At 35.3% G+C, this 19,915-nt stretch carries 22 protein-coding genes; 8 read left to right on the top strand and 14 right to left on the bottom strand.

Features of this window, described 5'->3' with window-relative positions:
• Positions 1 to 165: 165 nt before the first annotated feature.
• Complete coding sequence (locus tag LPC09_RS03450; protein WP_231308990.1) at positions 166 to 1,584, bottom strand: SpoVR family protein; 1,419 nt, start codon at positions 1,582 to 1,584, stop codon at positions 166 to 168.
• 81 nt (positions 1,585 to 1,665) lie between these two features.
• Positions 1,666 to 2,886: an NO-inducible flavohemoprotein gene (gene hmpA, locus LPC09_RS03445; protein WP_231308989.1), complete on the bottom strand. Its 1,221-nt coding sequence runs from the start codon at positions 2,884 to 2,886 to the stop codon at positions 1,666 to 1,668.
• A gap of 199 nt (positions 2,887 to 3,085) precedes the next feature.
• Here hmpA and LPC09_RS03440 point away from each other — a divergent pair, with 199 nt between their 5' ends.
• Entirely contained in the window at positions 3,086 to 3,526 is a 441-nt protein-coding gene (locus LPC09_RS03440) for an RrF2 family transcriptional regulator (RefSeq protein ID WP_098798642.1), read from the top strand.
• Positions 3,527 to 3,540: 14 nt separating this feature from the next.
• Here the strand turns inward: LPC09_RS03440 and LPC09_RS03435 are convergent, their stop codons facing one another.
• Both LPC09_RS03435 and LPC09_RS03430 read right to left on the bottom strand, forming a co-directional pair.
• On the bottom strand, positions 3,541 to 3,891 hold the full coding sequence (locus LPC09_RS03435) for a DUF3889 domain-containing protein (protein WP_176551164.1): 351 nt from the start codon (positions 3,889 to 3,891) through the stop codon (positions 3,541 to 3,543).
• A 63-nt stretch (positions 3,892 to 3,954) separates the two neighbouring features.
• Positions 3,955 to 4,929 (bottom strand): M14 family zinc carboxypeptidase, encoded by a 975-nt coding sequence (locus LPC09_RS03430; RefSeq protein WP_231308988.1) that lies wholly within the window; start codon positions 4,927 to 4,929, stop codon positions 3,955 to 3,957.
• 161 nt (positions 4,930 to 5,090) lie between these two features.
• On the opposite strand from LPC09_RS03430, the gene LPC09_RS03425 reads away from it, so the two are divergent.
• Positions 5,091 to 5,327, top strand: coding sequence for a YhdB family protein (locus tag LPC09_RS03425; RefSeq protein WP_212136016.1), 237 nt, complete (start codon positions 5,091 to 5,093; stop codon positions 5,325 to 5,327).
• Between the two features lie 54 nt (positions 5,328 to 5,381).
• Here the strand turns inward: LPC09_RS03425 and LPC09_RS03420 are convergent, their stop codons facing one another.
• From LPC09_RS03420 to LPC09_RS03395, 6 genes are all read right to left on the bottom strand, one after another.
• Complete coding sequence (locus LPC09_RS03420; protein ID WP_098798646.1) at positions 5,382 to 5,906, bottom strand: NADPH-dependent FMN reductase; 525 nt, start codon at positions 5,904 to 5,906, stop codon at positions 5,382 to 5,384.
• A 14-nt stretch (positions 5,907 to 5,920) separates the two neighbouring features.
• Positions 5,921 to 6,571 carry a response regulator gene (locus tag LPC09_RS03415; RefSeq protein WP_098798647.1) on the bottom strand — a complete coding sequence of 217 codons (651 nt, stop codon included), beginning with the start codon at positions 6,569 to 6,571 and terminating at the stop codon, positions 5,921 to 5,923.
• Between the two features lie 12 nt (positions 6,572 to 6,583).
• The gene (locus tag LPC09_RS03410) at positions 6,584 to 7,708 is read right to left on the bottom strand and encodes a GAF domain-containing sensor histidine kinase (protein ID WP_231308987.1); all 1,125 of its coding nucleotides are present in this window, start codon (positions 7,706 to 7,708) and stop codon (positions 6,584 to 6,586) included.
• A 145-nt stretch (positions 7,709 to 7,853) separates the two neighbouring features.
• The gene (locus LPC09_RS03405; protein WP_231308986.1) at positions 7,854 to 9,599 is read right to left on the bottom strand and encodes a phospho-sugar mutase; all 1,746 of its coding nucleotides are present in this window, start codon (positions 9,597 to 9,599) and stop codon (positions 7,854 to 7,856) included.
• Positions 9,600 to 9,886: 287 nt separating this feature from the next.
• Positions 9,887 to 11,425 (bottom strand): bifunctional GNAT family N-acetyltransferase/carbon-nitrogen hydrolase family protein, encoded by a 1,539-nt coding sequence (locus LPC09_RS03400; RefSeq protein WP_231308985.1) that lies wholly within the window; start codon positions 11,423 to 11,425, stop codon positions 9,887 to 9,889.
• Positions 11,426 to 11,607: 182 nt separating this feature from the next.
• Positions 11,608 to 12,012, bottom strand: coding sequence for a CBS domain-containing protein (locus tag LPC09_RS03395; protein WP_442920030.1), 405 nt, complete (start codon positions 12,010 to 12,012; stop codon positions 11,608 to 11,610).
• Between the two features lie 255 nt (positions 12,013 to 12,267).
• Here LPC09_RS03395 and LPC09_RS03390 point away from each other — a divergent pair, with 255 nt between their 5' ends.
• Positions 12,268 to 12,699 carry a disulfide oxidoreductase gene (locus LPC09_RS03390; RefSeq protein WP_231308983.1) on the top strand — a complete coding sequence of 144 codons (432 nt, stop codon included), beginning with the start codon at positions 12,268 to 12,270 and terminating at the stop codon, positions 12,697 to 12,699.
• Position 12,700: 1 nt separating this feature from the next.
• A complete protein-coding gene (locus LPC09_RS03385; protein WP_231308982.1) occupies positions 12,701 to 13,171 on the top strand; it encodes a thioredoxin family protein in 471 nt (156 codons plus the stop codon).
• Between the two features lie 66 nt (positions 13,172 to 13,237).
• Here the strand turns inward: LPC09_RS03385 and LPC09_RS03380 are convergent, their stop codons facing one another.
• Positions 13,238 to 13,642 carry a DUF5365 family protein gene (locus tag LPC09_RS03380; RefSeq protein ID WP_098798654.1) on the bottom strand — a complete coding sequence of 135 codons (405 nt, stop codon included), beginning with the start codon at positions 13,640 to 13,642 and terminating at the stop codon, positions 13,238 to 13,240.
• Positions 13,643 to 13,810: 168 nt separating this feature from the next.
• On the opposite strand from LPC09_RS03380, the gene LPC09_RS03375 reads away from it, so the two are divergent.
• From LPC09_RS03375 to tatC, 4 genes are all read left to right on the top strand, one after another.
• Positions 13,811 to 14,710: an RluA family pseudouridine synthase gene (locus tag LPC09_RS03375; protein ID WP_098798655.1), complete on the top strand. Its 900-nt coding sequence runs from the start codon at positions 13,811 to 13,813 to the stop codon at positions 14,708 to 14,710.
• A 178-nt stretch (positions 14,711 to 14,888) separates the two neighbouring features.
• Positions 14,889 to 16,331 (top strand): alkaline phosphatase PhoX, encoded by a 1,443-nt coding sequence (locus tag LPC09_RS03370; protein WP_098798656.1) that lies wholly within the window; start codon positions 14,889 to 14,891, stop codon positions 16,329 to 16,331.
• A gap of 20 nt (positions 16,332 to 16,351) precedes the next feature.
• A complete protein-coding gene (locus LPC09_RS03365) occupies positions 16,352 to 16,582 on the top strand; it encodes a twin-arginine translocase TatA/TatE family subunit (RefSeq protein ID WP_231308981.1) in 231 nt (76 codons plus the stop codon).
• 100 nt (positions 16,583 to 16,682) lie between these two features.
• Positions 16,683 to 17,399, top strand: coding sequence for a twin-arginine translocase subunit TatC (gene tatC, locus LPC09_RS03360; protein ID WP_442920029.1), 717 nt, complete (start codon positions 16,683 to 16,685; stop codon positions 17,397 to 17,399).
• Between the two features lie 60 nt (positions 17,400 to 17,459).
• Here the strand turns inward: tatC and LPC09_RS03355 are convergent, their stop codons facing one another.
• The 3 genes from LPC09_RS03355 to LPC09_RS03345 all read right to left on the bottom strand — a co-directional run bounded on the left by LPC09_RS03355 (position 17,460) and on the right by LPC09_RS03345 (position 19,910).
• Positions 17,460 to 18,041 carry a class D sortase gene (locus LPC09_RS03355; protein ID WP_379053214.1) on the bottom strand — a complete coding sequence of 194 codons (582 nt, stop codon included), beginning with the start codon at positions 18,039 to 18,041 and terminating at the stop codon, positions 17,460 to 17,462.
• Positions 18,042 to 18,134: 93 nt separating this feature from the next.
• Positions 18,135 to 18,716, bottom strand: coding sequence for an NAD(P)H-dependent oxidoreductase (locus tag LPC09_RS03350; protein WP_231308979.1), 582 nt, complete (start codon positions 18,714 to 18,716; stop codon positions 18,135 to 18,137).
• A 144-nt stretch (positions 18,717 to 18,860) separates the two neighbouring features.
• Positions 18,861 to 19,910, bottom strand: coding sequence for a siderophore ABC transporter substrate-binding protein (locus LPC09_RS03345; protein ID WP_231308978.1), 1,050 nt, complete (start codon positions 19,908 to 19,910; stop codon positions 18,861 to 18,863).
• Between the last annotated feature and the right edge of the window lie 5 nt (positions 19,911 to 19,915).

Raw genomic sequence — 19,915 nt, 5'->3', positions numbered from 1 at the left:
TATTACTTACAAATTAAATCTTATACCACTAGGGGTATAATGTCAACTTATAAAATATCTTTTAAACAGTAAAGTAATTCTCGTACAATTAATAAGCTTAAATTGTCAAAGGCGACAATTTATTTTTCAAAAAATAAAGAGCCACTTCACCAGTGGCTCTTTATACTATAAATACTTCCTCGACACACTCTTCCCATCATAAGAAAACAATACAGCTTTTCCTTCTAAAACACTCTCCATGTGCACTGGTCTCCCCCAAAGCTGATACACGTATGGAAGAACTTTCTCTAAATACTTTAAATCAAGCTCAATATCCTCAAACCAATGCTTTAGGTAAAGTTCGTTGTTTTTTAAGTAATCTCCATCGTTAACTGTAATATAAGGGAATCCACCGTTCACCCGCATACTAACCAGTTGATCACGAACCCCTTCCCACTCTTTATCAACAATTTTATAATCGCGTCCTTGCTTTTGGAAAAGATACATATCTTCTCTTAACACGAGATCCTTTGTTAAATAATTGCGGATAAATGAGATATCTGATTCTACTTCACGAACCTCAAACATTTTTTCTCGACCGGATCCTGGCTTCGCTCCAAACATTTTCATTTCTTCTGTTGGATTATTATAGCGTTCTTCTATATCTTCAAAGATTTTCAAGCCAAGATAATATGGATTAATACTCGTTTTTGATGGCTGTACAACACCAGCATTCAGCTTTGCGAACTCTACTGCTTCATCAGAAGTAAGATCCAGCTCTCGGATAATACGTTGATGCCAATACGAAGCCCAGCCTTCGTTCATGATCTTCGTTTCTAATTGAGGCCAAAAATAAAGCATTTCTTCACGCATCATTGTTAAAATATCACGCTGCCAATCTTCTAACTCCCGGCTATATTCTTCAATGAATAAAAGAATGTCTTTTTCGGGAGATGGCGGAAGCTTCTTTCTTTTCTTTTTGGAGACAATCTTTTTTTCTTGCTTTTTATCAAGATTCCATAAGTCATCATAAGGTGTTGCTGCTTTTTCCTCTTCAGTCTCATCAAATTCAATATCATCAATGGACCAAGAAAGTTTTGGTCGAACAAGTGATGGATCAATATGCTCTTGAATGGAAAGGACTGCATCCAAGAATGTCTCAACTTCATGTCTACCGTATAGGATTTCATAATGCTTAATTCGTTCTGCAGTGGCTGACATACTCTCAACCATTTCCCTTTTTGTATTGCTGAATCGAGAATTATTTTTAAAGAAGTCACAATGAGCTAAAACGTGGGCAACAATTAATTTGTTCTGAATAAGGGAGTTCGTATCTAATAGGAAGGCATAGCATGGGTCTGAGTTTATGACAAGTTCATAAATTTTACTTAAACCTAAATCATATTGAAGCTTCATTTTATGAAATTGCTTCCCAAAGCTCCAGTGTGAAAATCTTGTTGGCATACCATAAGCACCGAATGTATAAATAATATCAGCAGGGCAAATCTCATATCTCATTGGATAAAAATCAAGTCCAAAGCCTTTAGCAACCTCGGTAATTTCTGAAATTGCATATTCCAGGGCCTTTTGATCAGTTTCTTTCATAGTCTCCCCCCTAAGCTTTTGTTATCTTAAATGTATGTACTTAAGAGGGAAAACATGAAAAGGTTTGTTTTATTTCACATTTCAAACATTCTGATAATCCTTCAAACTAACCGATGGACCAAAAAATTCATAATGAATATTTTCTGTTTCAACGCCAATATTTTCTAGATATCCAATCACATTTTTCATGAAAGCTACCGGACCACAGATATAAAAAGCTCCCTTTTTATCTATTAATTTATTCAGAAGCTCTGCATTAATATACCCTTTTGCTACAAAGTTTTGATTCTTAAGATCTTGCTCATTCGGCGTTTCGTATATTATATATTCCTTCGCATTTGCTAAAGACTGAATGCTTTTTTGTGTTTCCTCGGCGAAAGCATGAACTTCTCCATCTTTTGCTGCATGTATAAATGTTACTTCTCTTTCAGATTGAGAATCAGCCAAATAGTTTAGCATACTCATCATTGGTGTAACCCCAACACCACCACTTATTAAATAAACTGTTTGATTCTTTTGATCTTCTAGTACAAAATCACCGGCTGGAGCTGTTAATTCAATTTCGTCATTTATGTTTATGAAATCATGCAAATAGTTAGATACCGTTCCATCTTCTTTGACATGGTCTCTTTCTCTTTTAACAGAGATTCTGAATCTATTTTTACCAGGTGCATCAGATAAGCTGTATTGTCTGTTAAAAAGATATTTTTCACCTGGGATAGCAAGGCGGACTGTCACAAATTGTCCTGGAATAAAATTCGGAACTTTTGAACCATCAACCGGCTCTAAATAAAAAGAGGTAATAAGTGAGCTTTCTTTTACTTTATTTACTACACGGAATGGTCTGAATTCATCCCATGCTTCTTCTTTTGCTTGAACATACATTTCCTGCTCCACATCAATAAATACTTGAGCAATCACATGATAAGCTTCTCCCCATGCCTCAATGATTTCTGGTGTAGCCACATCTCCTAACACCTCTTTGATTGCCTTTAATAAATATTCTCCTACGATTGGATAATGTTCCTTCTTTACATTTAAGCTTCTATGTTTATGAGCAATTTGCTTTACAGCTGGTAAAAGTACTTCTAATTGATCGATATATGTAGCTGCTGCATAAACTGTGTTTGCAAGAGCTGCTTGTTGTCTTCCTTGCTTTTGATTTGCGTGGTTAAAAATATTTAATAGCTCTGGGTAATCATTAAATAAACTGTTATAAAAATGAGTTGTAATCTCTGTTCCTCGATCAGCTAGAACAGTTGCTGTTGATTTGACAATTTCAATTGTTTTATTGGATAACATTTTATCCACCTCTAAAGTAGTATTTTAAATACATCTTTATCATAGGTTACCTCCCTCTCTTAAAGCAATATTTTAGATGCATCTTTTAAAAAGCTGTCACATTTTCGAACATATTTCGTGCGCAGAAATAAAGTTGTGATAATATAGCAATATAATCAACATAACTTGGTTCTACATTAAAAACTGTGAGGTTATATAAATGCGCTTAACTCTTTATACAGATTACTCATTAAGAGTCCTAGTATATTTAGCAACAAAACCAAAGGAAGAACTCTCTAACATCAAAGAAATTGCAGAGATTTATAATATTTCTAAAAACCATTTAATGAAGGTAACATATGAGCTTGGAAAAATGAATGTAATTGAAACGATCCGCGGTAGAAATGGTGGAATTCGATTAGCAAAATTACCTGAGGAAATAAATATAGGTGAAATTGTACGCAAAACTGAGGAAGACTTTCATCTTGTTGAATGCTTTGATAAGGAAAATAATCAATGTGTTATTTCACCGGCATGCGGACTTAAACATGTTTTAAATAAGGCACTTCAAGCATACTTGGAAGTCTTAGATCAATATACTTTAGCAGATGTTTCCAAAAATCAGTCTGCTCTGTTAAGTTACTTTTCATTAAATAAATAAGGAGAAGGTGACGATTAAAGTCCACCTTCTCTAAGTTCTTCTATATTAACAGTAATAAGCTTTCCGTTTGTTGGATTGAACACAACATCAGCTTTTACAATAAATGATCTGTTTTTTTGAGTACATTTAATATGAAATGTATCCCTTGTTTCATTTTCGTTAACTTCCTTACGCCCCACATATTTATAATCAGTTAGTTCAGCATCGGGGTATTTTTCTTTTACAGAGGAAACTGCAATTTGACTCCATTTTTTGTAGTCAGTTTCATCCGGATTTGGTTCTCCATATGCTTTCATTCCTGCTGTTAGTACTATAAATAATGCTACAAATGTAATTAAGAGTTTAGACAGAGAATTTTTCTTCATTTTTTCCTCCATAGAACATTTTTTATTAATGTCCCCTTTTTCACTTTTCATATTCGCAGGTTATTATTTTTCGACTAATTCTTCTTTTGCAAACTCACACATAATTAATGCAACTTCTTTGTTTCTCTTCCATTCCTCTAAAAACACTGATAATGGAGGGTTTGTTTCTTTAACTAGATAACTGAGCTCAATCGTGAGTGCAGGTCTTTGATATGTTTGAATAAACCAATCTGTATACCCACCCCCGATTGCATTAAAAGGTGGGTAAGAAACTTCATATCCTGTTTTTTTTGCAATTTTATCAACTAATTCATGATCTCTTTGAAGATTGCTTAACTCATTATAATAGTACCAATAAAGCTCACGTCCTGAAGTATGATATGCAGCTGATGTAAGAGGCTGGATTTCCTCGGTAAAATCCACTAGCGCCCTAGTCTCTTTTGCTTCAAAAGTTTTTTTCCCTTTGTAGTGAGAATAAGAAGCATAACCTGTATCACCTTTAATATTCTCCCACCCAGCAGGATATTGTCTATTTAAGTCCACTCCAAGTGCGTTGGCTTTCCATCTTAAAAAATTTCTTTCACCTTCGTTCATATCAACGAATATTTCCTGAAGAAGAAACGGAAAGTGATCAATCCCCTGCTGCTGTATGGTCACTCCATCTGGATTAACCATCGGGACAAACCATATCGATACATCATCTAATATATTCAGATTATGCCCAAGAAATGTTTGCTTTTGCTTATAAGCAATTGCATATTCCTTAATCATTGCCATAATGATATGTGTTGAGAGCCACTCTCGACCATGATGACTTCCTGTTATTAAGATAGACCTCTTTCCTTTACCAACTTTTATAGCAAGGAGGTCTCGCCCAAATTCTGAATGTCCAAATTCTTTTACTTCTAGCCCATATCGTTTAGAAAGTTCTAACATCTCAGTTTTCATTGATTTATATGTATACATTTCAGTCTCTTCGGCTTTCACATTCTGTACGAAGAGGAAAATAACCAAAAAGACTATTACTTTCTTTACCATTTTTACCCCCTTTTTCGCCTTAGGTTTCCTCTTTAATTTCTTTTTATAAGGGTAATGACTTCCATAGGCTCTATGACAACAACACCAAGTTTTACACAGTAAAAAAAAGCTCTTATCACATACAATAATCTTATCTCCTTAAGAAGGAGGGATTATAAAAAATGAACAGTGTAGATTATGATAAAGCATTATATTACACACATCGTTCACAATGGGATAACTTGCTTATTCTTATGGTCCGTACTAAAGATGATTTTTTGTCAAAAAAAATTGAGCATTTTCTACATGCCTATAATTTTGAACATGACTATACAGAAGTTGAAAAACAGCTTTATTCATTGTTAAGATATATCGATCACGCTGTCGAGGAAGAACCTGAATTAGAATTTTTACAGTAAAAAAAGACTGACTAGGATAGTATCGTCTATACAATCCTTAGTCAGTCTTTTTTATTAACTAATTTTTTGAAATGCTTCTGTGTATAACATTAATTCTTTTATTAATGAGTGAACAAGTGTAGCTGATTCCTCGACCAAGCCTTTTTGATCATAATTAAAACAATGAGGATCGAGGACCACTTGTTTTGGAATCACATGTGCATATACACCTCTCATGACTGTTCTCATGTTATTTAAAGCGTTGATTCCTCCCTTGCCACCACCTGCTACTGATATGATTGCAACAGGCTTATTGGAAAACTGTTCACTACTTAAAAAATCTAGGGCATTCTTTAAAGCTCCGCTCATTCCGTTATGATACTCTGGTGATAGTAGAACAACAGCATCTGCGTCAGAGACAGCTTTTTTTAATTCCTGAATCACTTGAAGCTGAGCACGAGATTCGTCTCCATTAAATAGTGGCAGTTCTTTTTCACTTAAATCAAACGTATTGGCATTGTATGTTTTCTCTATAAAAGATGCGGCCATTTTCGTTCTTCCAGTTTTTCTTGGCCCACCATTCAACACTAACAAATCCATGTTAATCTACTCCTTTAATCTTTTTCTAAGTATCCATTTTTCACAGCATAAATAGCTGCTTGAGTCCGATCAGAAAGCTGTAATTTTGAGAGAATATTTGATATATGCGTTTTAACTGTTTTTTCGGTAATATACAATGCACTTGCTATTTCTTTATTGCTTTTCCCTTTTGCGAGCTCGTTCAAAACTTCCTTCTCTCGTCTTGTTAATTCATCCAGCTTTGTTTGTTGACTTGAATTTAACCCGGAGAGATGTGTTATGACATGTGACGTTACCTTTTGATGCAACTTACTTTCTCCCTTTAATACATCTCGTATTGTTTGGACAAGTTCATCCGGCTCAATATCTTTTAATTGATAACCAGATGCTCCAGCACGAATTGCGGGAATGACATGATCTTGATCTGCATAGCTAGTTAGGATGATAATTTTAACTGCATGACCGGCTTCTCTTATTGCTTTTGTTGCCATCACTCCATCCATAACCGGCATCGATAGATCCATTAATACAACATCAGGATTTAGCTTTGAAACCATTTCCACCGCTTCCTGACCATTTTTCGCCTCACCTATTACCTCTATATCTTGTTGCGTTTTAAGAAAAAAGAGCAATCCTCTTCGTACCATATGATGATCATCTGCAATAACCACTTTTATTTTCGTCATTTTCTAAACCTCTCATTTTAACGGAATGTTAATTTCAATCTTCGTGCCAATGCCTAGTGTGCTTTGTAATGAGAATCGCCCTTTTAATTTTGTTACTCTTTCTCTCATCCCTTTTAGCCCTAAAGAGGGAATTGAAGTGCTCTCATCGTAATGAAAACCTCTTCCGTTATCCTCAACTACCATCATCACAGTAGATTCTGTTTTACTTAGCTCAAAGCTGATTTCATTTGTTTCAGCATGCTTTTTACAGTTATTTAATGCCTCTTGCCCGATCTTCCATAACTCTTCTTCTATATGATTTGGAAGTGTACATACACCTTCAATATTGCATTCAAGCTTTAATCCTAATACATTTGCATAATTGCATAATGCAGCCGTAATACCATTTTCTAACCCCTGTGGCCTAAGTTGCCAGATGAGGCCTTTCATTTCAGTTAAAGCTTCTTGAGAGAGCTCCTGCATATAGGTCAACATTTCTTTCACATCTTCTTGCTCCGTCATCTCCTTTGTTCCGCGTGCTGTTAACATAATCGAAAATAATAGTTGATTAACTGAATCATGTAAATCTTGAGCAAGTCTATTTCTCTCCTCAGTTAATGCATGAGATCTTTCTTTCTCAACAAGCTGTATCCGCTTCATCGCTGTCCCAATTTGAAAAGCAACTGACTCCAACAACGCCAACTCTTCTTCTGTAAACTTCTTTTTATGAGGAGAGGCTACATTTAGAACACCAAATTTTTCGTTTCCTGCCCGTAAAGGCACTGTTGCATGATGTGTAATTCCCATTGTATTTCCCCATTTGTGTTCGATTGCTTCTTCAATACGTTTACATGAGATGATATTAACAGCTTTCTTCAACCTTCCATCCTGATACTGATCAAGACACCAGCAGCCTCCCTGACACATCGGTCTCTTTTGCTCCCTCATCAATGCAGCAGGTAAAGCATAATCAGCTGCTAATTCATAATGACCTTTTTCATCTATTAAAAATATCCACCCAGTCGGTAGCTCTGTCACATCGAGTAACTCTCTTAACACGTCGCTCAACATTTCCTCAACATCTGTTGCTTCGTTTAGTTTCTCAGCTATTGTTTTTAATGTATTTAACTCATGGATTCGATTATCTTTTCCCCTCATATCTCTTCTCCCGTAATCCTTTTCTTAATTTTATTATAGCAACATCTTAGCTGCTACGACCTTCTCTATCTGTATGAATTTTTCTACGACCTTCGGAGTATAAAAAACGAAAGAAAGCGGACAACTAATGTTGTCCGCCTGCTGACTATTTACTTAGAGTAGCAATTAAATCATTTACTTTTTCCATTACACCAGCTTCTAAAGCGGCTAATTGCTGTTCACTTTGCTCAAGTGTTTCACACTTAACCCCAAAGTAGAATTTAGCTTTTGGCTCAGTACCAGATGGTCGAACACAGAACCATGAATTATCATCAAGAATGTACTTTAATACATTTGAGCCTGGTAAATTAATTTTTTCGGTTGCATTAGCAGTAACATTTTGACGTTCACTTGATTTATAATCCTCAATGGTAACAATTTTCTTACCAGCAACTTCAGTTGGAGGATTTGATCTAAACGATTGAAGGATACTTTGAATCTGCTCTGCTCCTTCTTTTCCTTTTAATGTAAGTGATTGTAAGCCTTCTTTGTAATAGCCATACTCCTTGAAGATTTCTAGTAGACCTTGATACAAAGTGAGACCTTTTTTCTTATAGAAAGCAGCTACTTCAACCGATAATAATGCTGCCTGTACTGCATCTTTATCACGTGCAAAATCCCCAATTAAATAGCCATAGCTTTCTTCATATCCGAATTGAAATTCATATTGACCTGTTCGTTCATATTCATTGATTTTTTCCCCAATGAATTTGAAACCAGTCAATGTATCAATTGTGTCAAGACCGAAAGATGTCGCGATATCACGACCAATTTCTGAAGTTACAATTGTTTTTAACACAACCCCATTACTCGGAAGTGTTCCATTGCCTTTTTTCTGAGAGAGTAAATAATGAAGAAGCAATGCACCTGTTTGATTTCCAGTAAGCACAACATATTCTCCATCATTATTTTTCACAGCAACACCAAGGCGGTCAGCATCCGGGTCTGTCCCAATTAAAACATCAGCATTAATGGCTTCTCCGTCTCTTATTGCTAAAATAAAGGCATCATGCTCCTCTGGATTCGGAGATTTTACAGTCGAGAAATTTGGATCAGGTAATTCTTGTTCTTTTACGACTGTCACATTTTGATACCCTAGTGCTTCCAAGCCTCTTCTAACTGGCTTATTTGCAGTTCCATGTAAAGGTGTGAAAACAACCTTCACATCTACTTCTTTTGAAAGTTGTGGATTTACAGAAATAGTCGTTAATTTTTCTGTATAAGCTTGATCAATCTCTTCACCAAGCATTTTGATCAAACCCTGTGCTTTTAATTCAGCTTCATCTTTTACATTTATTAATAACTCATCTTTCACTTTATTAACATATGAAATAACCGTATCAGCTGCAGCAGGCGGCAATTGTCCCCCATCTTCTCCATACACTTTATATCCGTTATACTCTGGAGGGTTATGGCTAGCTGTAACAACGATTCCAGAAAAAGCATTTAAATGGCGAACTGCAAATGAAAGCTCAGGAGTTGGGCGCAACTCTTCAAATACATAGGTTTGAATACCATGAGAAGATAATGTTTTTGCAGCTTCCATTGCAAACTCAGGAGATTTATGACGAGAGTCGTATGCAATCGCAACACCTCTTTTTTTTGCATCTTCACCAAATGTTTCTATGTAAGTTGCTAAACCTTCGGATGCTTTACGCACTGTATATATGTTCATACGGTTTGTACCTGGTCCAATTTCACCACGCATACCGCCTGTTCCAAACTCTAAATCTTTATAAAAGCAATCTTCTAAAGCCTTTTCATTACCTTCCATACTAATTAAAAGATTTTTCAGCTCTGAATCTAAGTCTTGTTTATTATTCCAACGTTGATAGTTCTGTTCCCAGCTCATTTTTACCTCCTAGGAGTTTTTTTCAAAATTTAGTAAAAATCAATTATATTTTAGCATATAAAAATACGTTAGTTATAATTGAATTTCTACAAATTCCGAGGATTTCCTTTAAAGTTTCTTTAAGAGTTATATTAAAACACTTTTCAATTGAGTCAGAATTAACAAACTTTAAGGATTATCATATTTATTATTTTGTTACGATACCTCTATTGTGACAGATCTTGTCTAATAATATTTAAGTAAGCCTATACCAAAAAGCCAACCCAAGTGAGTTGGCTTTTCCTAAATTACTTCTTATAATTAATTGAATAAATATCTTTCCTTCTATCTTTTAATTGATTAACTGTCCCTGATTGGCGTTGGCGTCTTAAAATCTCAAGATCTACGTCACCGATGATAACCATTTCAATATTCGGGTTACATTCACCAACAATTCCATCACGAGCAAATTCAAAATCAGAAGGTGCGAAGATGGCAGATTGTGCATATTGAATATCCATGTTCTCAGTTTGCGGAAGATTTCCTACTGTACCTGCAATCACGGTATAAATTTGATTTTCTACTGCACGTGCTTGAGCACAGTATCGAACTCGTAAGTAGCCTTGACGATCTTCTGTACAGAAAGGGGTAAATATAATTTTCGCCCCTTTGTCTGTGGCAATTCTCGCTAACTCTGGGAATTCAATATCATAACAAATTTGTATGGCAATTTTTCCACAATCTGTGTTGAAAACTTTTACCTGATCACCCCGACTAATACCCCACCATTTTCTTTCATTAGGGGTAATATGAAGCTTATATTGCTTTTCAATTGTTCCATCTCGTCTAAAAAGATAAGCTATATTATAAATCTGCCCTTCTTCTTCAACTACATGTGATCCACCAATAATGTTTATATTGTACCTTACAGCCAGTTCTGTGAACAATTCAATATACTCTTCTGTAAATTCAGTTAACCGTTGAATCGCTTTACTAGGTGATCGTTCATTTAAGAAAGACATAAGCTGAGTAGTAAAAATTTCAGGGAACACAGCAAAATCTGAGCCAGCATCTGATGCTACATCTGTGTAATATTCTACTTGCTTAGCGAATTCTTCAAAAGAATTAATTTGCTTCATCATATATTGAACAACACAGATACGAACAGGATTTGACGTTTTATAAAAACGTTTTGTATTTGGTTGATAATCAACATTATTCCATTCCATTAAAGTTGCATATTGATAGGAAGCCAAATCATCTGATAAGTAATTTGGGTTAATCCTCATAAGTGTAAATTCATTTAATAATTGAAAAGACAAAACAGGATCGTAAATTTTATGTAAAGAAACCTGCTGAACATATTCCCTCGGCGAAAGTTCGTCAGCATATTTATAATAATTAGGAATTCTACCGCCAATAATAATACTTTTTAAATTTAATCTCCTTGCAAGATCTTTTCTTGCCTCATATAAACGGTGACCAATTTTCATACGTCGGTAATCAGGATGTACCATTACTTCAATTCCATACATATTATAGCCGTCAGGATCATGGTTCGTAATATAACCATTATCAGTTATGTCATCCCATGTATGTCGGTCATCATATTCATCAAAATTCAATAATAAACTCGAGCAAGAGCCAATGATTTTCCCTTCAAATTCAGCACAAAATTGCCCTTCCGGAAAATGATCAAGATGACTTTCTAAATGTTCTCTTTTCCAAGGCTCCATTCCAGGAAAGCACTTCGATTGAAGCTTAATAATCGCATCAATGTCACTTTCCTCAATATTTCGTATTATCATCTTTTTTTCGAATTTGGATAAATCTAACTTTTCGGACATATTGTTACTCCTTTTTCATATTTGCATGAACATACCTAATATTAGCTATTACCCTTTATTTTCTTTCTAAAAACATAATTAATTCCCTTAGCTTATGTTTAATATTTTATACTTCATTCAAAATATGATGACCTTTTTCATAAACTTATTAAAAAAAGGCCAACAAAGTCGGCCTTTTTGTCTTAATTTGTTTTATTCTGTTCAGAGATATTCGTTAAGGCATGTCCAGCTGCTTCGTCGGACATTTGATTTGTTGCCAAATCACCTAATGCCACAATCCCAACTAATTGATTGTTTTCAACAATTGGAAGTCGACGAATTTGATGTTGAGCCATTACCTTTGCTGCTTCTTCAGTTGACATGCTCGTGTGACCTGATACAAGGTTTGTTGACATAACTTGAGATACTAATGTATTGCTATCAAGTCCCTCAGCAGTTGAGCGAAGAGTAATATCACGGTCAGTAATTATTCCTCTTAATTGACCATTATCAACCACAGGAATAGAACCAACATTATTTTGACTCATTAACTCTGCTGCTTCTTTAATCGTTTGATTAGAAGAAACAGTTGCAACACTGGTTGTCATACACTCTTGAATTGTATTCAAGGCTTATCCCTCCCTTTCAAAGTTAGTATGGATTAGATAAGAGGAATTATAATTAGAAGTTTTTTTAGTGAATACCTATCTGAAAAAGATCAAAAAATAGTACAAAAATACCTCGAATTCAAAGAAATTTCAAAATTAACCTGTTACTTCCATTTTTTCTATTGTAATCTTTTACAGTCTATTACCTAAGCATTTATAATTTAATGGTACATAAATTAGTGAATGAGGGATGATATGTCGAGCTCTACTAAAAAACAAGTAGAAAATTTATTATCAATAGCATGGATGGCATCATTTATTGCTACATTAGGAAGTCTTTACTTCTCTGAAATATTAAAATACACTCCATGTGAGCTTTGTTGGTATCAACGAATTTTCATGTATCCTTTAGTCATTATTCTTGGAATCGGTGTTTATAAGAAGGATGCAGGTATTGCTCTTTATACACTTATATTATCTGCAATTGGAGGGTGTATTTCTCTTTATCATTACGGAGTCCAAAAGGTTTCATTTTTAGGAGAAAATTCTGTATCATGCGGTATAGTCCCTTGTACTGGCGAGTACATCAATTGGTTAGGTTTTATTACCATTCCTCTTTTAGCGCTATTTGGATTTTCAATCGTTTTTATAACAAGCTTATTAATTCTAAAGAAAGCAGGTAGATAAGATGAAAAAGATTCTTATTTTTGGTGCAGTAATTTTAATTCTTTTTGGTGGACTAGCCTTTGTAACAACATATCAAAACAATCAAAAAGCTGAAGGAAATGTGTATGGAAAGAGTGATCTTGATCCAGCAACAATTGATCAGCTTGATGACCCTAATTATCAAAACATAATTCTTCCAGATGAATTGGAAAAGAAGTTAGAAAACAAAGAAGATACAGTTGTCTACTTTTTCAGCCCATTATGTGAACATTGTAAAGCAACAACCCCTGTATTAATGCCAGTTGCAGACGAAGTTGGTGTCGAGATCAACCAACTGAATTTATTAGAATTTGAAGACGCATGGCAACAATACAATATAACTGGAACACCTACTCTTGTTCATTATCAAGATGGTAAAGAAGTAGCACGTTCAGAAGGATCAAATACAGAAGAAGCATTTCGTTCATTATTAAATGATTGGAAAGCTGAGTAATAAAAAAAGCACGAAATCACACATCAAATGTGATTCCGTGCTTTTTTTCAACTAGACTAGAACTAACTAAATCATGAAGTGATTAGCCGGCTTAATGAATTGACTAAATTTCCCTTCCCTACTCTCAGCATGTTTAAATTGAGAAAAGGACAAAGGAAAGAAATAACCATATTCATTTAAGTTCTGGCTATTCCGCTCAAACATTTCTTCATATTCTTTTTCATCTTTACAATCATTAATTAAGTCAAGAACGGCAATCAATGCTTGAAGGCTTGAAATAATTTGAAATGCATCCTTTAATGTCCCATTGTATACCTGATCAGATGCTTGCGGCTGAAGCACTTTTAGTTTTTTTAACTCGAAAATTTCATCATCTGGAAAGAACCTCGGAAAAATTTCGGTATACAGTTGTTCAACTAACTCCGCTATGTGGTTTTCTTGCTCGTCCGTTGACGCCACAACAACCTTCACTTATATCACCCTTTTTCTCCTATTAACCTTTTATTAGCTGTAATAAGCATACCATAGTCTATAACAACATTTTAGAGGTAAGTGTTACCGGAACTAGATTGTACATCCATTCATTGTTCTGTATACTTTTCTTTACACAAAACATGCAATAAAGGAATGGTGACCTTCATGAAACGTGTCGGTGAATGGCTCGAAATAAACATCCCAGTAGACTGGGCAAACAATACTGTTTTCCACATATTAACGCAAAAGCTTGGTGCTTCAAAAGCTCTGATTCAAAAGTGGAACAACACATCAGCTATTATGAAAAATAATCATAAAGCAGATGTGAATCATCAACTCATCCAAGATGATCAATTATGCTTACATATATTTAAGGAAGAAGATTACGGGGTCATACCAGAGGATCATGCAATAAAGGTTCTTTATGAAGATGATCACCTACTGATTGTTAATAAACCCGCTGGAATTGATACACATCCCAATGAGGCAAATCAAAGGGGCACTTTGGCGAATGGGGTAGCTTACTATTATCAAACATGTGGACTCAAAATAAGAGTAAGACATATTCATCGTCTTGACAGAGATACCTCTGGTGCAGTTGTATTTGCTAAGAATGACTTAGCCCATTCTCTATTAGATCAAGAGCTTCAGACTAAAAAGATTAAACGCACATATATTTCTATTGTAAATGGGAGATTATCTCCACCAAATGGTGTGATCAAAAAGCCTATTGGCAAGGATCGCCATCATCCTACTCGAAGAAGAGTTTCACCAAAGGGACAAAGTGCTGTAACACACTATCACACAGAACATTATGACCAAAAGAAAAACTTGTCCGTTGTATCACTGCAACTTGAAACTGGAAGAACTCATCAAATCCGCGTTCATTTAAGTTCAATAGGTCATCCAATCATTGGAGATACCCTTTATGGTGGAGACAAAAAACTCTTACAACGACAGGCTTTGCATGCTGCAATGATATCTTTAACTCATCCTATCTCACACAAATCTATTAAAGTAGAAGCTACGTTTCCACAAGATATCCTCTCTTTATTACCTAAATAAATAGGCCGCCGTATCTATGACTATTAACACACTTGTATAGATACGGTTCTTTTTTACCATTTTTCAGAATTCATCAATTATTTACATAATTTTCACATTCCGTTTACGTAAGACTGATAGTTTGTACATAGACACACAACAATGAACTGACTCCAAAATTATGGGGAGGGAATCTCAGATGACCGAAAACAAAGAATTTAAAAGTATGAATCGTCGCGATTTTCTAAAGGTTGGAGGAATGAGTACAGTTGCATTGTCTCTAGGAACTACTGGGTTACTATCTGTAGGTGCTACAACAACCCAAGCTAAAGGAAAAGGAAAAGGAAACCCTACATCCGGATTTGGTGGTTATGGAGATTTACTTCCAGATCCAAATGGAATTCTTGATTTACCAAGAGGTTTTCATTACAAAATTATTTCCAGACAAGGCGAGTTAATGACAGACGGAACAGTTATTCCTGGAAAATTCGATGGAATGGCTGCATTTGAAGGTCCGAACAATACAACAATTCTTGTTCGAAATCATGAGTTATCGGGAGGTCCAGCATTTGGGAAAAATCCTTATGACCCTATCGCTCAAGGTGGGACATCAGCTCTCGTTGTAGGTCCAAATCGCGAAGTTAGGAAGGAATATGTTACATCTTCAGGAACAATCCGAAACTGTGCAGGAGGAGCGACGCCTTGGGGCACTTGGTTAACATGTGAAGAAAACCGTTCCGAAGGCCACGGATATGTATTTGAGGTTGACCCACTTCAACCAGAAAACGACTTATCCAAAACGCCAATCAAGGAAATGGGTCGCTTTTCTCACGAAGCTTGTGCGATCGACCCTTCAACAGGATATGTTTACTTAACCGAAGATGCAAGCCCAAGCTACCTCTATCGTTTTATACCTAATGACTTAAGCCAAAAACCAGGATCATTACAAAAAGGCGGTACCCTATATGCAGCAGCAATTGAAGCTGTAACTGATCCATCAGCAAGCAGCTTTAAAACAGGACAAACATTTAAGCTTGTATGGAAGGAAGTAGATCCTCATTGGTGCCGCGAGGAAGCTAAGGAACAAAACTGCATCGAATTCAGTAGACTTGAGGGTGCTTTCTTCCAAGAGGGTGTTTTCTGGTTTGATGATACCTCTGCTGGTGATAAGAAACTTGGACGTGTTTACCGTTACGTTCCTCATACTAATACATTGGAGCTTTTCTATGAAGGAAATGATGCACAAAAAATGGAATATCCAGATAATATCTGCTGTACTCCTTGGGGTGATCTTTGGTTCGTAGAAGATGGAAGTGGACAAGATCGCATTATGGGAATTACTCCAGAAGGCAAGGTTTATCCTTTTGCAGCAAACCGTTTCAATGATGCTGAATTTGCCGGACCAATCTTCTCACCAGATGGAAACACACTTTTTGTCAATATTCAAGATCCTGGTATGACCTTTGCTATTTGGGGACCATTCCAACGCAGAAACGCAGCACGCGCAAGAGAAATGTCCTATGCTGCTCCTGCGAACCTTGCACCGAAGCTTTCAGAAACAATTGCCAAGGCTGCCGAGGCACAAGGTATGTCTGTTCTAGAAGCAGCAGCATTTGAACGCCACGGAATAAAATTGAGCTAATGATAATTGGAGGAAGATAGATGCTACAAAATATTGGTATTCCCGGATTAATTCTTATTCTAGTCATTGCACTAATTATTTTTGGGCCTTCAAAGCTTCCTGAAATTGGACGAGCTTTTGGTTCAACTCTTAAGGAATTTAAAAAAGCCACAAATGATCTAGTTAATGGCGATAACAAAGAAGATGATAAAGCGGATGAAAACTCAAAGCTACAAGCTGTTGAGCGACCTAATAGTAAAACCGGTAGTTAATAAACAGTAGAAGTAAGGCAGGTCACATACCTGCTTACTTCTTTATCATTCGTTAAATACAGGCTTCTGAAGGAGGTTGTAAAAAGTGGATCTTACTGAAATGAACGTTGTTGATCATTTAAGTGAATTAAGAAAAAGGGTAATTATTACTTTAGCTTCATTTCTTCTTTTTCTCATCATCTCTTTCTTATTCGTTCAAGATATTCATCATTTCTTAGTAAAAGATCTAAATGATAAACTAGCAATCTTAGGTCCTGGTGATATTTTATGGATCTACATGGCTATTGCAGGAATCAGTGCAATTACATTTACAATTCCTATTGCTGCATTTCAAATTTGGCTTTTTGTTAAGCCAGGTCTTAGAAAAGAAGAGCAAAAAGTAACATTAGCTTTTATACCTGGTATCTTCATTTTGTTTATTTCAGGAATTGCATTTGGGTATTTTCTGCTGTTTCCAATTGTCTTATCCTTTCTCCAATCACTTGCAGGAGATCAGTTCGAAACCTTTTTCACAGTGGATAAATATTTTAGATTCATGATTAATCTAACCGTCCCTTTTGGCTTTTTATTTGAAATGCCTGCTATTATTATGTTTTTAACGAGACTTGGGATCATTAATCCACAGAGGCTTGCAAAATCAAGAAAAATCTCTTATTTTTTCTTAATTGTTGTTTCGGTACTTATTACCCCCCCAGACTTCATTTCAGATATTCTGGTTATTGTACCGTTAGTTCTTCTATATGAATTTAGTGTTACATTATCAAAAATAGTGTACCGAAAAAAACTAATCCTTGAATCAGAGCAATTGGCACCATAAAACACCTACAATAAAAAAACGATTTAGCACAGTCAGCATGACATACTAAATCGTTTCTTCTTATACTTCTTTCTTTTTTGCATAAATAATATAACGTTGTGGAGCATTCCCAACATAGCTAAAAGGATAGCAAGTCGTCACTAAAAGCTCTTCATACTCATTTTGAAGAGTAATAATACTTAAATCGTCGGCTTCAACGATTTTTGTTTCGGTAATTTCGTACTCAAAGTTTCCATATGGTACTATAACTTCAAATGTATCGCCAACTTCTAACTCACCGGCTTTACGAAACACGGTATCTCTATGTCCAGACAAAACAATTTGTCCATTTTCATCAGGATAATAGCTTCCCTTATAATGGCCGACGCCTTTTTCGAGATCATCAGGATCTGTTCCTTCTACGATAGGTAAATCTGCATTTAATCTTGGGATATGCAGGATTCCAATCGCCTCACCTATTGGCGGTTTAAAGGTACCATCTTCTTCTTTATATATTTCTTTGTCAGGCGGTGATTCTACAATAGACTTCGCTTCAGCTAATGAGTTCGATGTTTGCATTTTAGTATCAAAAATCTCCCATCCTGCATAGCCTACGATTCCTAATCCTATAACGATTAATAGATATGATAGCTTTTTCACGATTACTACCACGCTTTCCTTTAATGTTATAAAAATTATAACATAGTTAAGCATAGCTATAATAAGCGACTTAGTAGATTGGATAAAATTAATAAATTATAAAATATCTACAATACTTTTTACTTCCTTAAGCATTTTTTCTCTTGCTTCCTTGTCTACATTTGGAACAGAATAAAAAAATTTGTGTGTAATAACATTTATTCCACAATAATCTAGAATTCCCACATCCATAGAAGTTTCCATTGATGAGATAAGCTGGTTTGGCTTCATAAAATCCTCCGTCTGACTTGTTGTTTGAAACACAACACATTTTTTTTCTTTGAGTAAACCTTCAGCACCCTTTAAATGCTCATATCTGAATGCAAATCCATTTGTAAACACTCGATCGAAATATCCCTTTAATATTGCTGGCATACCACACCACCACGTTGGATAAATAAACACAAGGTTTTCTGCCCACAAAATTTTCTTTTGTTCTTCTATCATTTCTTCTGTTATTTTATTTTGTGAAAAATTAGTGTGGTTATCTTCCTCTAAAACAGGATTAAACTTTAATGCATATAGATCACGAACTCTTACCTCATGACCTTTATTGGTTAAGTGCATTTCCACCTCATAAGAAATGGAAGCATTAAAACTATTCTTACTAGGGTGTGCTAAAATAATAAGTGTTTTCATTGAAGCCTCCATTGTATTTTCTACTAGTATGATATTACCAAGGATATATTAAACAAACGTTTAATTAATTTAGGAAAAACTAAAAAGGACTGTCTATAGGTAGCTTTCACTACCATTTAAGACAATCCTTTTCATTATCAATTATTATTTTAATTCAGCTAACACTTCATCAATTTTTGCAAGCTCAGATTGTAAGCCTCCACCACTCAGGTACCATAGTGGACCATCTAAGTAAACAATTTTTTCATTTTTATAAGCTTCTGTTTTCTTTACAATATCATTTTCCATATCAGCATCAATATTAGACTCTCCTCCAACAGCTGCTGTACGGTCAATAACAAATAATACTTGTGGATTGAATTCTAAGATTGCCTCAAATCCGAAATTAGAACCATGAGAAGAAGATTCGATATCCTCTGTTACTGGTTTAAATCCATAAATGTCATAAATGTAACCATAACGTGAGTTTGTTGCGAATCCAGCTAATTTACCTTCGTTATACATCGTTACTAGTGAAGTTTCATAGTTTCCGGCTAAAGCTTTTATTTCTTCTAAAGCTGAATCAAATTTTGCAAGGTATTCTTCAGCTTCTGCTTCCTTACCAAACATTTTTGCTGCTAAATCAACTGATGATAAGAATGTGTTCCAGTAGTCATCCTGAGAAGTACCGACAAATACAACTGGAGCAATTTCTTTTAGTTCTTCATAATAAGCTGACTGACGGCCTGAGATAAAGATAACATCAGGAGCCATTTCAGCGATATCTTCAAGTAAAGGCTCTTTTAAACCACCAACACTTTTATATTCATCAGAAGCATATTTTTCAAGGTGAGCCGGTAGGGTAGAATCTTTCGCAACCCCAACAATTCCTTCAACACCTAATGCATCTAACGTATCTAAGAAACCATAATCGAATACAGCAATTTTTTCAGGCATACTTTCAAATTCTACATCTTCAAAGTTAATTGAACCTGACTCTTCACCTTCAACTGATGCAACTGTTGGAGATACAGTCAATGGATAAGTAGTACCTTCTTCCCCAGTTGTAGTTTCTTCTGCTTGATCATCAGCCGCAGCTGTTTCAGTTGATTCTTTTTTCGCTGGTTCTGTTGAAGCTTCTTCGTTAGAACCACATGCAGCTAACATTAATACCATAGCTGCTAACAATGCGATGAATAAATTTGTCTTTTTCATTTGTA

It is taken from the genome of Metabacillus sp. B2-18, assembly GCF_021117275.1.
Lineage (GTDB): Bacteria > Bacillota > Bacilli > Bacillales > Bacillaceae > Metabacillus.
This window is presented reverse-complemented; position numbering and strand designations above follow the sequence as displayed.

What these genes read in the sequence shown, in the direction of transcription:
- LPC09_RS03450 (WP_231308990.1), bottom strand. Translation starts at nt 1,584, where the DNA reads ATGAAAGAAACTGATCAAAAGGCCCTGGAATATGCAATTTCAGAAATT.
- LPC09_RS03405 (WP_231308986.1), bottom strand. Translation starts at nt 9,599, where the DNA reads ATGAGCTGGGAACAGAACTATCAACGTTGGAATAATAAACAAGACTTA.
- LPC09_RS03385 (WP_231308982.1), top strand. Translation starts at nt 12,701, where the DNA reads ATGAAAAAGATTCTTATTTTTGGTGCAGTAATTTTAATTCTTTTTGGT.
- LPC09_RS03375 (WP_098798655.1), top strand. Translation starts at nt 13,811, where the DNA reads ATGAAACGTGTCGGTGAATGGCTCGAAATAAACATCCCAGTAGACTGG.
- LPC09_RS03425 (WP_212136016.1), top strand. Translation starts at nt 5,091, where the DNA reads ATGAACAGTGTAGATTATGATAAAGCATTATATTACACACATCGTTCA.
- LPC09_RS03390 (WP_231308983.1), top strand. Translation starts at nt 12,268, where the DNA reads ATGTCGAGCTCTACTAAAAAACAAGTAGAAAATTTATTATCAATAGCA.
- tatC (WP_442920029.1), top strand. Translation starts at nt 16,683, where the DNA reads ATGAACGTTGTTGATCATTTAAGTGAATTAAGAAAAAGGGTAATTATT.
- LPC09_RS03440 (WP_098798642.1), top strand. Translation starts at nt 3,086, where the DNA reads ATGCGCTTAACTCTTTATACAGATTACTCATTAAGAGTCCTAGTATAT.
- LPC09_RS03410 (WP_231308987.1), bottom strand. Translation starts at nt 7,708, where the DNA reads ATGAGGGGAAAAGATAATCGAATCCATGAGTTAAATACATTAAAAACA.
- LPC09_RS03370 (WP_098798656.1), top strand. Translation starts at nt 14,889, where the DNA reads ATGACCGAAAACAAAGAATTTAAAAGTATGAATCGTCGCGATTTTCTA.
- LPC09_RS03400 (WP_231308985.1), bottom strand. Translation starts at nt 11,425, where the DNA reads ATGTCCGAAAAGTTAGATTTATCCAAATTCGAAAAAAAGATGATAATA.
- LPC09_RS03350 (WP_231308979.1), bottom strand. Translation starts at nt 18,716, where the DNA reads ATGAAAACACTTATTATTTTAGCACACCCTAGTAAGAATAGTTTTAAT.
- LPC09_RS03345 (WP_231308978.1), bottom strand. Translation starts at nt 19,910, where the DNA reads ATGAAAAAGACAAATTTATTCATCGCATTGTTAGCAGCTATGGTATTA.
- LPC09_RS03395 (WP_442920030.1), bottom strand. Translation starts at nt 12,012, where the DNA reads ATGACAACCAGTGTTGCAACTGTTTCTTCTAATCAAACGATTAAAGAA.
- hmpA (WP_231308989.1), bottom strand. Translation starts at nt 2,886, where the DNA reads ATGTTATCCAATAAAACAATTGAAATTGTCAAATCAACAGCAACTGTT.
- LPC09_RS03420 (WP_098798646.1), bottom strand. Translation starts at nt 5,906, where the DNA reads ATGGATTTGTTAGTGTTGAATGGTGGGCCAAGAAAAACTGGAAGAACG.
- LPC09_RS03415 (WP_098798647.1), bottom strand. Translation starts at nt 6,571, where the DNA reads ATGACGAAAATAAAAGTGGTTATTGCAGATGATCATCATATGGTACGA.
- LPC09_RS03365 (WP_231308981.1), top strand. Translation starts at nt 16,352, where the DNA reads ATGCTACAAAATATTGGTATTCCCGGATTAATTCTTATTCTAGTCATT.
- LPC09_RS03435 (WP_176551164.1), bottom strand. Translation starts at nt 3,891, where the DNA reads ATGAAGAAAAATTCTCTGTCTAAACTCTTAATTACATTTGTAGCATTA.
- LPC09_RS03430 (WP_231308988.1), bottom strand. Translation starts at nt 4,929, where the DNA reads ATGGTAAAGAAAGTAATAGTCTTTTTGGTTATTTTCCTCTTCGTACAG.